Below are 12,197 nucleotides of genomic sequence, written 5' to 3' on the forward strand. Positions count from 1 at the left end.
TTCCGACTCTGTCACAACACTTGTCGTCTTTTCTTGCCCCAAAATGGAGCGAGTGATTAAATAATGCACATAAATAATTACCTGCTATGCCAATCTGTAGAAACAACTTGGAGATACAGTCGGCAGAACAAAGCAGGACGACAATAACAATAATAAAAACGAGTCATTCTCATGGAACGCAACAGCGGTATATCCAGGCTCTCCAGCCTGATTGCGCTGTCGGTCATTATTACCGGTACCAGCATCTATTTACTCTATGGCCAGCAGCCAGATGTGCAACCAGTTAGACCGGAAGTAACATTTACAACTCCGGAGCTCACTACTGATATTCCTCAGTGGCAGACACCTGAGCAAAACACTGATGTTGCCTCTTACTCTCCAGACACAAATCCTCCTGCCAAACTATCACTGCGGGGCACAACGCCAGATGGAGAACTGATACTGGATGCGTCAGGCCTGCCTGTTATCACCCCCTCTATGCGTCGTTTATTTGAATACTATCTGGCAACTTTGGGGGAACAGCCTGTTTCTGCGATTCGGGCTCAACTCTATAACTATGTAAAAGAGCAGTACTCCCCCCGTGTTGCTGTGGCAACCCAGGCTTATTTCGACCGCTATGTTTCCTACCGCATTCACCTGGCGGAACAACAGTTGGAACTTGCGGATATGTTCAGTGCTCTCTCTATTACCGAACTTCTGCAGCAACGTATGGAGTTGCTGTCCCAGACCAGAGCTTCAGAACTAGGCCCAGAAATGGCAGAAGCCTTTTTTGGGGAAGAAGAACGTTACGACCGCTTTGTACTGAACAAAACAACCATAGAGCGGGATCAAAGCCTTACCGAAGAACAGCGCCAGCAAAAACTGAATGAACTTGCCCGTGCCTGGCCTGAATACGCAGAACAACAATCTCTGAGCGTTCAGCAAAAAACACTCAAGGAACAAGTTGCCAAAGCCAGGGCTAACGGTGCCTCTGACACAGAGGTCTATGAACTCCGCTCGGTGGCATTTGGCTATGAAGCGGCTGAGCGCCTTTCAGCACTCGATAACCAACGTAATCAATGGCAGCAACGCCTGGATGAATACAGTCAGCAGAAGCGAGAGCTTTTGGCTGCCGGACTGGGAAGTCAGGACACTTCCCTTGACGACTTAAGGACAAGCCATTTTTCCGGGTCTGAAATCAAGCTGGTTCAGGCACTGGAGAAACTGCAAAGGCTATGAGAGTTGAGTTGTCCTCCCATTTGCAGGCAGTAAAACAACAATAACAGTCACCCCATAACAACAATGAAAAAGGGAAAGAGAGACAACCTGCATGAAAATCCGATCGCTACTGTCTTTAACAGTGGTAACACTGTTACTGGCCCAGCCAGCTTCTGCCTGGTGGTGGAAAAAGAAAGACACCTACACTGATACCCGTTACCCCATCGTACTGATTAACGGTATGTTTGGCTTTGATACCACTGCGCTTGGCCTCGTTGAATATTGGTATCGAATCCCCAAAGAGCTCGAGAAGAGTGGCGCCGACGTTTATGTCGCTCAGGTATCCGCTCTGGAAAGCACTGAAGTACGTGGGCTCGAACTGGTCGAACAACTGGAGGAAATCAAGGCCATTACCGGAGCGCAGGGTTTCAACCTTATTGGTCATTCCCACGGTGGCCCCACCAGCCGGTTTGTTGCCAGCGTTCGTCCTGACCTGGTGAAGTCTGTCACCAGTGTTGGTTCACCCCACAAAGGCAGCCCGGTTGCCGACACCATCCTGGGGGTTAGCAATGCTCCAGTTGTTGGCTCGGTTCTGAATGGCGCTATGGAAGCTTTGGCCGGGCTGTTAAACCTGATGTCTAACAACCCTACCGATAATGGTCAAAGCGCTTCTGCATCTCTGAATTCTTTGAGCACAGCGGGTAGCGCGGCGTTCAACGCAGCTCATCCTGCAGCTATTCCTTCAGATTGTGGCGAGGGTGATTATGAAGTTGACGGTATTCGCTATTACTCCTGGGGTGGAACAAAGCCATTCACCAACCCATTGGATCCTTCTGATTACTTCTTCTCAATTTTGGGAAGACTGGTAGATGAAGAAAACGATGGTCTGGTCGGTCGGTGCAGCACTCACATGGGTATGGTTATCAGGGACAACTACCGTATGAACCATATTGATGAAACCAACCTGCTGTTTGGCCTTCACAGTCTGCTGGATACCGATCCGGTTACCGTGTATCGCCAGCACGCCAATCGTCTTAAGAACGCTGGACTTTAATAGAAACTGCTCCCGGAAACTCTAAATAGTTTCTGGGAGCAAACCTGGCCGTGTTACGCAGCTTCAGAACTCCCCACCAATATTGGTTGCTGCTTAAGAATATAAGCCAGCCATACCATTGACCCTGCCCCCCAACCCAAAACACACAAAACTCCCCAGAGCGGGATGACTTGATCCGGACTGAAGACAACCGCCAGAGCGACAACAATAAAGCGAATAGATTCTGCCATCAGATACCCTTTGCGCCATTCCAGAATCTTACCAATGACCACAAGATTTAAAGTCAGAATGCAGGTCCATAGAAAATCAAAACCATACGTTGTGGTATGACTTACTCCTATTAATACTGTGGTCGCTACCAGCAACAACGCATATTGAAACCCGGTATAAACCTTTACTCCATTGCTAGCTGCTGGATCATAATTAATATAAGCATGAATATCCGGCATCTCAGAAGGTGATGCGACATCCGCCGGGCGATAACCGGTATGGCGAAACCACAGAGTGAGTTTTTCTTTCCAGCTTTTGGTTTGCAGCGCGTCCCGAAACAAATTTGCAAAGGGAGAAAGATTGGCCCAAACAGGATTCCAGCTGCGTAATGGTTTAATAGTGCCATAGCGAATAGGTTCGTAATTCTCATCCTCTTCTTTAAATGTTTTAAAGAAACGATCCCAGAGAATAAAAATACCACCGTAGTTTTTATCCAGATACTCCTGGTTTTTGGCGTGATGAACACGATGATTGGAAGGGGTAACAAAAATCCATTCATACCAGCCCAGTTTAGGAATATGACGGGTATGAACCCAGAACTGATACAACAGATTTGCCAGGCTGACCGTCAGGAAGACTTCAGGCGGGAAGCCAAGAATTGCCATGGGCACATAAAAAATCCAGCTCAGGAAAAAGCTGGTACTGGTCTGGCGTAAAGCCGTAGTAAGGTTGTACTCCTCACTCTGGTGATGAACAGAATGTGATGCCCAGAAAATATTCACCTCATGGCCAATCCGGTGGTTCCAGTAATAAAGAAAGTCCTGGAAAAACACGGCCACAATCCACACCCATAACGCCTCAGCAGGCAGGGTTGTTATTGAGAGGCTGTTATAAATCAGAGTGTACAAACCAAGATTGATGACCAGCTTGGTGATAATACTCAGCACACCACAGCTCAAGCTGTTAATTGCATCATTCAACCGGTAGTAATCTTTCTTGCGGACCACCGTTGCGATGATTTCAATCAAGATCAAAACAAAGAAGCCCGGTATCGCAAAGGTTATGGGATCCATAAACTCACACATCATTTATTATTTTTATAGGTGGGTTGTACCACAGGAACCCATCAGACTGAAGGCGCCCCGACAATTGCCGTCATATTTTTGAAATATAATCATCACCAAACTGTAAAAAAAACTTCCTAAATTGGTTATCACTGAAATTCATAAAAATCTCATGATAACCATTCCGGAGACTCCGATGCGTTCCACTCTAATTAAACTATCTGCTGCATCCCTGCTGGCTACAGCTCTTGTTGGCTGCCAGTCTATGAATAACGACAGCATGGCAGCAAAAACTTCTGCACCTGCCAAGCCGGTTGTGAAGGTCAATAACGACGACCTGTACGAAGTGGCCCACGAAGGTCGCTACTACGTTTTTGATGATGCCGCTGTCTACAAAGATTTTATCGCTAACGGTGAGACTCCTTACCGCAAAGTCTTTATCGGTGAAGGCCCTCACAACCAGACTCTGGTATTTGGCCTGACCAGCAAAGACAAGAAGAAGTCTTCCGGCATTGGAAGCATTGATATGTTTAAAGGCAACCAGGCTCCCGCAGAAAACTTCTACGGTGAAATGCGCAACGAAGATGGTCGCATTCATGTTTTCAATGAACTGAAAGATATGGAAGCCGTGCGCAAAACTGGCGAAGCCGCTTACCGCTTTACCCAGATTGGCGCTGGCCCTAATGGCGAAACTGTTGTTTTTGTTCTGAACAAAAGCAATAAGAAAAAGCAGCCTGTTGCCCTGATGGCAGAGTTTGCTGCCCGCAATAAGTAAGTCACCCCAAAGCTGAGGGTGTTCAGTCCTCAGCTTTTATCTATTCACTCTTGTGAACCCTTTACCACAGCGATAGCCTGTGGTCATGAAAACTCTTGTTGTAACCACTCTTCCCGCCATTGAAAACCAGCACAGCCACGAACACCATCAACTGGTGATTCCGGTTGCCGGTCAGGCCGACTTTAATATTGAAGGCAAGCGCGGGCGCATCGCCCACAGTGTTGGTTGCGTTATTCCCAGCCAGAGCATCCATGCTTTTTCCGGACACTCCGGCAACCAACTGGTATTGATCAATATTGATTGCGAAGACCTGACTGAAGATTTGCAGACAATGTTTGCCTGCCCGGCCTGGTTTCGTATTGATCGTTCTCTTATGGAGCTGATTCATCAGGTCAGCCATGAACTGGCACACTTCCCGGAGGATACACAGCTAGCCAATGCTCTCTGTGAAGGCTTGCTTCGCAGTTTGCAATTACGCTTCGCTCAAAGCTGGCAGCCTGTCGCTACCGCCACGTTGGCAATGGACCAGATCTGTGAGTACATCTCTACCCATCTAGAACACTCCCTTCCGGTAGCAGAGCTGGCTTCTCTGGCCGGTATGGGGGAGAGCCGGTTTTACGATGCCTTTCGCGACTTCACCAGTGCCACCCCCCATCAATATATTCTGAACCTGCGCCTGAAAGCGGCTTGCAGACTGCTGTCGAAAACCAATGATTCCCTTGCCGACATTGCCGAAAGAGTTGGTTTTACCAGCCAGAGCCTGATGACCCGAGCCATGCGTGAAAAACTGGAAATCACACCTTTACGCTACCGCAAACAAAATCATCGATTGCTTAAAAAACCATCACCTGATGAAGTTTTTGTATAAAACCCCGGAGTTTTTGCAAAGACCTTTCCAGCCCCTCCCTTGTAACTTCCTCCTCATAACTATTCTTTGATAAGAAATTCACAAAAAATCATAAGAGGAAGTGGGCATGTTCAAGGCCATTGATGCATTTACCCCCGCTTTTATCCACCAAAAGCCGGAAGAAATTTGGGGCTCAATATCCCCCCATTATTGCGTAGATGAAGAGTCCTGGCTCAAGGAGCTGCTGGGGCAGCTGGAAGAAAATGCTGACCAGAAAGCCTCTATCGCCAGCCGGGCAACATCTCTTATCGAGCAAGTGCGTGCCAGCGATAACGCCATTCACATGGTTGACTCCCTGCTGCTGCAATACAGCCTTGATACCCGTGAAGGCATTCTGCTGATGTGCCTGGCAGAGGCACTGTTAAGAATTCCCGATGCCGAAACCGCTGACGCCCTGATTCGCGACAAACTCAGCGTCGCGGACTGGAACAAACACCTGAGCCAAAGTGACTCTTTACTGGTGAATGCTTCCACATGGGGACTGATGCTAACCGGCAAGGTTGTCACCATGGATACCCAGGACGATGGCAAGCCAGCAGGTATTATCAGCCGCCTGGTTAATAAAATGGGCGAGCCGGTGATTCGTCAGGCCGTTAATCAGGCCATGAAGATTATGGGCAAGCACTTTGTCCTTGGTCGTACTATTAAAGAAGCTTTGAACAATGGCCGTGATGAGCGCAAAAGCGGTTACACCTACTCCTTCGATATGCTGGGGGAAGCCGCTTTAACTGCCGATGATGCTGCTAAGTATCATGCTGATTATCTTGCTGCGATTGAAGCCATCGCCGCTGAGCCAGAGATTGATGGCTCCCCTAAACCCGGCATTTCTATAAAACTCTCCGCTTTGCATCCTCGCTATGAAGTTGCCCAAAGTGACAGGGTTATGAGCGAGTTACTGGATTCTGTATTGATTCTGATCCGAGCAGCACGCGCCGGAAATGTTGCCATCAATATGGATGCCGAAGAACAGGATCGCCACGAACTGTTTCTGAAGCTCTTCGAAAAACTGTATCGCCATCCTGATTGCAAAGGCTGGGGCAAGTTTGGCCTTGTCGTTCAAGCCTATGGTAAGCGAGCACTCCCTACCCTTTGCTGGCTGTCAGCTCTTGCCAGAGAGCAGGGTAACATTATTCCAGTTCGTCTGGTAAAAGGTGCCTACTGGGACAGTGAAATCAAACTCTGCCAGCAGAATGGCTACCCCGCCTACCCGGTTTACACACGCAAGGAAGCGACAGATGTTGCTTACCTCGTATGTGCCCGTTTCTTATTAAGTGAGCAGGTCAAAGGTACACTTTATCCACAGTTTGCCAGTCACAATGCTCAAACCGTAGCCAGTGTTCTAACTATGGCGACGAATGCTGGAAACGAACACTATGAATTCCAGCGCCTGCATGGCATGGGTGATGCACTTTATGATCTGGTGCTGAAGCAGGAAGCCAAAACGGTTCGCATCTATGCGCCAGTGGGCAGCCATAAAGAGCTGCTGCCTTACCTGGTGCGTCGTCTACTGGAGAATGGCGCCAACTCATCCTTTGTCCACCGTCTGGTGGATGCCAAAACTCCTGTAGAATCTCTGATTCACCACCCGGCCGATCTGCTCAGCAAACATGAGCATCTGGCCAATAACCTGATCGCATTGCCTCCAGAGATTTTTGGCGATGATCGTCGTAATTCTTCCGGCATCAATATCGATATTGAATCCATCGATCACCCTTTCCAAAAAGAAGTACAAATGTTTATGGAAAAGCAGTGGCATAAAGGGCCAATCATTAATGGCCTGCAGGTTGAAACAACCGAATCTTCCGATATCACCAGCCCCTATCAAACCGATGCAGTTGTCGGCCGTATGCACTGGTCTACAGAAAGTGAAATCGATACGGCGATAGAATCCGCAACCAAAGCCTTCAAACAGTGGAACAACACACCTGCAGAACAACGAGCTGCCAAACTGGTTGCGCTGTCTGATCTTCTGGAGGAGAACCGGGAAGAGCTTATTGCCTTGTGCCATCGTGAAGCAGGAAAGACTATCCACGACGCCATTGATGAAATTCGGGAAGCGGTGGACTTCTGTCGTTACTACGCCAAACAATCTATCGAGAAGTTTGGCGAACCTCTGGTTATGCCAGGCCCCACAGGGGAATCCAATGAGCTGCAACTCAATGGCCGTGGCGTATTCCTGTGCATCAGCCCATGGAACTTCCCACTGGCTATTTTCCTTGGTCAGGTTACCGCAGCACTAGCGGCAGGTAACACTGTGATTGCCAAACCAGCAGAGCAAACCAGTCTTATTGCAGCACGAACAGTTGAACTGATGTTGGAAGCTGGGGTTCCTGGTGAGGCGATTCAATTACTTCCTGGTGATGGGGCCCGCATTGGTAACAGGCTGGTGTCTGATAATCGTATTGCCGGCGTCGCCTTTACAGGTTCTACAGAAACAGCCCGCACCATTAATCTGGCTATTGCCAATCGTCAGGGAGCGATCATCCCTCTGATTGCCGAAACCGGTGGTCAGAATGCCATGATTGTTGATTCGACCTCTCTGCCTGAGCAGGTAGTTCAGGATGTTGTTAAGTCCGCTTTTGGCAGCGCAGGTCAACGCTGTTCTGCTCTTCGGGTTCTTTATGTGCAGGATGATATTGCTGACCGGGTCCTTAACCTCCTGTCCGGTGCCATGGCAGAACTGGTTATTGGCGATCCAAGCCTGCATGAAACAGATGTTGGCCCCGTTATTGATGAACGAGCTCACTCTGACCTGCAGGCTCACATTGAGCGAATGAGCAAAGAAGCGAAACTGCTGGCTCGCTGCGAACTGCCAGAAACAACTAAAAATGGCTACTTCGTTGCACCTGTCGCTTTTGAAATTGACCATATCAATGTTCTGGAAAAGGAACACTTTGGCCCAATCCTCCATGTTATTCGCTACAAGGCAGAACAACTGGGAGAGATTATCGAGCAGATCAACAGTACCGGATACGGCCTGACTCTCGGCGTTCACAGTCGCAACGAAAGAACATCGACGCTTATTCAGGAAAGCGTGAACGTTGGCAACGCCTACATAAACCGCAATCAGATTGGCGCAGTTGTTGGCGTTCAACCTTTTGGTGGGCAGGGCTTGTCTGGCACTGGCCCCAAAGCTGGCGGTCCACATTACCTGTACCGTTTTGCAACAGAGCGAACACTCACAATCAACACGACAGCAGTTGGTGGAAATGCTACCCTGTTATCGTTAGGGAGTGAGCACTAACGTCTTGATTTAATAGATGTTTCGGACTTTTTCGGTTCTTGACCGGAGGAGTCCCCTTTGAGCTTTTTTGGGCGCTTTGTCCACAAACTTAAAACAAAAACCATTCCCAATATAAATACAAGAGGGATATCCCATGACCGAAAACAGCGGTGCAATTATCAGCACCTTCATCGTTTATCTTGCCATGATGCTGGGTATAGGCCTGTGGGCCTGGAAGCGCACCAGCAACTCTGAAGATTACTTTCTTGGCGGCCGTTCCTTAGGGCCCTGGCCAGCAGCTTTGAGTGCCGGTGCTTCTGATATGAGTGGCTGGCTTCTGCTTGGTCTGCCCGGTTACGCATTTGCGGCCGGCTTTGAAGCCTTCTGGCTTGCCGGAGGTTTGCTGATTGGTACCTGGTTGAACTGGTTGCTGATGGCGAGACGCCTCCGGGTTTACAGCGAAGTTGCTGGTAATGCGCTGACTCTGCCAGAGTTCTTTACCAACCGTTTCCGCGACAGTTCAAAAATGCTGCAGGTGGTGTCAGCCTTCTTTATTCTGCTGTTCTTCCTGTTCTACACCAGCTCCGGCCTGGTAGCTGGCGGCAAACTGTTTGAAACAGTATTTGGCCTGGATTACAGTCTGGCGGTTATTGTCGGTACAGTATGCATAATTTCCTACACCCTGTTTGGTGGTTTCCTGGCTGTGTCCTGGACCGACCTTGTACAAGGTCTGCTGATGGCAGCCGCACTGGTTATTGTACCTGTTATTGCTCTGCAATCTGGTTCTTCTGATCAGTCTCTGCTGCAACTGTTGGAAAGCCATAACCCAGAAATGCTGGACATCTGGACCAGCTCTGAAGGCGAAGCCCTGACCTGGATTGCCATTGCCTCTCTTGCGGCATGGGGCCTGGGTTATTTTGGCCAGCCACATATCCTGGCTCGTTTCGCCGGCATCCGTTCTCAGGACGATGTACCGACTGCTCGCCGTATCGCAGTAGTGTGGAGTGGCCTCTCTATGGCTGGCGCTATTCTTGTTGGTCTTGCCGGTCTGATTTATCTGAACAACAGTGGCGCAACACTTGGTGATGGCGAAACCATCTTTATGGTTCTGGTTAATGCCATTTTCCATCCAGTTGTTGCAGGTATTCTTCTGGCAGCCATTCTTGCAGCCATTATGAGTACTGCGGATTCCCAGCTGCTGGTGTCTTCCTCAGCCCTGGCTGAAGACTTCTATAAAGCGGTTCTGCGAAAAGATGCCTCTTCCAAAGAAGTGCTGATGGTTGGCCGTATTGCCGTGATCGTCATTGCTCTGGTAGCTCTGTTCCTAGCCATGAACCCAGACAGCTCTGTACTTGGTCTGGTGTCTTATGCCTGGGCAGGCTTTGGTGCCGCCTTTGGACCTGCGCTACTGATCAGTATGTTTTGGAAGCGCATGAACCGTAACGGAGCTCTGGCTGGAATTATTGTTGGTGGTGTAACCGTTGTTGCCTGGAAGCAGGTAAGCGGTGGAATCTTTGATCTCTATGAGATCGTGCCTGGCATTGTGTTTGCGACTGTCGCAATCGTTGTTGTCAGCCTGGTTTCTGGTGAGCCTTCTGAGGAAATCACCAATGAGTTTGATGAAGTACAGCGTGCTATTTCCTGATCCATAATTGGTCAGTAAAAAGCCGTGATCAGCACTACCGATCACGGCTTTTTTACATCTTCAACGATAAGAGGTATTCCTAGTTTTCGGACAGGGTATACTGATTTTTACCGCCTTCCTTGGACTTATACATTGCCTCATCCGCAGACTTAATCAGCTGTTCAGGATCATTTGCGAACCGGCTGAGAGCCCCACCGATACTGCATCCCACTTTCAAGTTCTTCCCTTTAAACTCAATTGGCCGCGAAACATCCTTTAAAATCTTTTCTGCCAACCTCTGAATTCCGACTGTATCGTGAAGCTGATCAAGAATAATGGCAAACTCATCTCCTCCCAGCCGGAAGGCCACACCCTGTTCTGACACTGCACTGTTCATTCTTTTTGAGGCCACCTTAAGCACATGATCACCGGCGTCATGGCCGTAGGTATCATTGACCTGTTTAAAACCATCAAGGTCGATATACAGAAGTGCAAATTCTGCATCGCTTTCAAATAAGGTGGATATGGAAGCCTGCAGAGAATAACGGTTCTGCAAACTGGTCAATTGATCGCAGAGAGCAAGCTTTCGAATAGCATCTTCCGATTTCTTTCGATGAAAGAACAGATAAAACAGAACCAGAGCAAGGGTCGCAACTATGGTCAGAGCAATGGAGATAGCTACAGCTATTTCATTGCCTTTTGCTCTTGCTGCATCCAGTGAAATCCTGGTTTTAAAGATTGCCCTTAACTGACCAACTTCCCAGTCTTTCTTAATAGATTGAGGGTGAGCGTTATGGCAGCTTACACAGGCCTCTGCAGTCATGGTCTGGGGAACCGCTATATTGACCCACTCACGACCATCAACCTTCTCACGCTTCATAAAATGGGAGAGAGGCTCACGACTCAGAGCATTCCAGGCCTCAGAGTCAAAAGGCACTACATCTCGAACCCGCCCTTCAAACGGATAGGGACTGTATACAGAAAAGCTATCAGACAGCTCTTGATAAGCCTGATTCACTTCTACAACAAAGGTAAATGGCACAGGAAGCTTCTTATTGTCTCCCTGATGTCCTATCGCCAGCCTCAAGTCATCCGACAGGTTGACCTTGTCACCAATGTGTTCGTTGTAATAATTGATCAGCAGACCGACTTTCTTGACTTCTTTTTGGGCATAAAGAATCGCCTGCTGCTCGGCAAACGATTCCAGCGCTCTGGGAGTATAAAAAATCACGCACAGTACCAGGGAAACCAGTACTGCCAAGGCGGCAAAGAGAGGAGCGTAGTTGCTTTTTCCAAGCTGGATTTTCATGCTTGAACCGCTGACACAGTGATTAGAACATACATCGGCGGAATAGAAGAAAACTGTGACTAGGCTGAGGCTGGTGAGAGCCTAGAACCTATCTCAATGACTGCATACCCTGAAAAATAGTGAAAACCTCAGAACCTGTACTCCTGCAGTGTCTCTCCATCCAAACCGGTAATCCACAATCGCCCTTTTTCATACCAGCCAACAGACGGTTTATTTCCTCCTTTAGGGAGGGTCACAGAACCAGGATTAAACAGGATCACGCCAGCACGCCCACTCTTTTCTTCAGACAAACTGATCATCGGAATATGGGTATGACCAAAGCTGAAGATATCTCCCGGAGACAGAACCGGCAGATTATCCGGGTTCCAGATATGCCCATGAGTCAGAAACATCTGGCGATTATCTGCAAGTACCAGGGCATACTCTCCCAGCACTGGAACATCAATCAGCATCTGATCAACTTCGCTGTCACAGTTACCGCGCACACAGGTGACCTGAGCAGCTCTGGCATTGAGCATTTCGGCAACATCTTTAGGGGAATAGCCTTTTGGCAGAGGGTTGCGTGGGCCATGGTTGAGCAGATCGCCCAGAACGAGAATGCGATCTGCACCCTCACGGTCTGCCAGTGTCAGCGCTTTATCCAGAGCAACGGGGCTGCCGTGGATATCAGATATCAGCATTAACTTCATGCCGAAGCTGTCCTTGTAGAAAAAGGTAAAAGAAAGCCTGCAGAAAACACAGGTTTTATCAGGGTATCACCTTATTCGCCACTAATGACTGGGTGAAAACCGTAACGCCCCCCTAAAATAAATCGGCATAATCCCTCAAGTCAGC

At 48.7% G+C, this 12,197-nt stretch carries 9 protein-coding genes; 6 read left to right on the forward strand and 3 right to left on the reverse strand.

From position 1 onward, the window contains the following. The first annotated feature begins 171 nt into the window (after positions 1-171). Positions 172-1,218: a lipase secretion chaperone gene (locus ACY2RR_RS14495; protein ID WP_490108871.1), complete on the forward strand. Its 1,047-nt coding sequence runs from the start codon at positions 172-174 to the stop codon at positions 1,216-1,218. Positions 1,219-1,309: 91 nt separating this feature from the next. Continuing rightward, positions 1,310-2,251 carry an esterase/lipase family protein gene (locus tag ACY2RR_RS14500; protein ID WP_490108872.1) on the forward strand — a complete coding sequence of 314 codons (942 nt, stop codon included), beginning with the start codon at positions 1,310-1,312 and terminating at the stop codon, positions 2,249-2,251. Positions 2,252-2,304: 53 nt separating this feature from the next. Here the strand turns inward: ACY2RR_RS14500 and ACY2RR_RS14505 are convergent, their stop codons facing one another. After that, positions 2,305-3,534, reverse strand: a complete 1,230-nt coding sequence (locus tag ACY2RR_RS14505) for a sterol desaturase family protein (RefSeq protein ID WP_490108873.1) — start codon at positions 3,532-3,534, stop codon at positions 2,305-2,307. A gap of 187 nt (positions 3,535-3,721) precedes the next feature. Between ACY2RR_RS14505 and ACY2RR_RS14510 the strand changes: the two genes are divergently transcribed. From ACY2RR_RS14510 to putP, 4 genes are all read left to right on the forward strand, one after another. Continuing rightward, positions 3,722-4,300 carry a hypothetical protein gene (locus ACY2RR_RS14510; protein WP_490108874.1) on the forward strand — a complete coding sequence of 193 codons (579 nt, stop codon included), beginning with the start codon at positions 3,722-3,724 and terminating at the stop codon, positions 4,298-4,300. 85 nt (positions 4,301-4,385) lie between these two features. Next, positions 4,386-5,168 (forward strand): helix-turn-helix domain-containing protein, encoded by a 783-nt coding sequence (locus ACY2RR_RS14515; protein WP_490108875.1) that lies wholly within the window; start codon positions 4,386-4,388, stop codon positions 5,166-5,168. A gap of 106 nt (positions 5,169-5,274) precedes the next feature. Continuing rightward, positions 5,275-8,451, forward strand: a complete 3,177-nt coding sequence (gene putA / locus ACY2RR_RS14520) for a bifunctional proline dehydrogenase/L-glutamate gamma-semialdehyde dehydrogenase PutA (RefSeq protein ID WP_490108876.1) — start codon at positions 5,275-5,277, stop codon at positions 8,449-8,451. A 133-nt stretch (positions 8,452-8,584) separates the two neighbouring features. Beyond that, positions 8,585-10,075: a sodium/proline symporter PutP gene (putP, locus tag ACY2RR_RS14525; protein ID WP_490108877.1), complete on the forward strand. Its 1,491-nt coding sequence runs from the start codon at positions 8,585-8,587 to the stop codon at positions 10,073-10,075. 79 nt (positions 10,076-10,154) lie between these two features. On the opposite strand, the gene ACY2RR_RS14530 is transcribed toward putP, so the two are convergent. After that, on the reverse strand, positions 10,155-11,363 hold the full coding sequence (locus tag ACY2RR_RS14530; RefSeq protein ID WP_490108878.1) for a diguanylate cyclase domain-containing protein: 1,209 nt from the start codon (positions 11,361-11,363) through the stop codon (positions 10,155-10,157). 128 nt (positions 11,364-11,491) lie between these two features. Next, on the reverse strand, positions 11,492-12,052 hold the full coding sequence (gene yfcE, locus ACY2RR_RS14535) for a phosphodiesterase (RefSeq protein ID WP_490108879.1): 561 nt from the start codon (positions 12,050-12,052) through the stop codon (positions 11,492-11,494). Positions 12,053-12,197 lie beyond the last annotated feature (145 nt).

The organism is Parendozoicomonas sp. 2304DJ65-17, assembly GCF_058148445.1.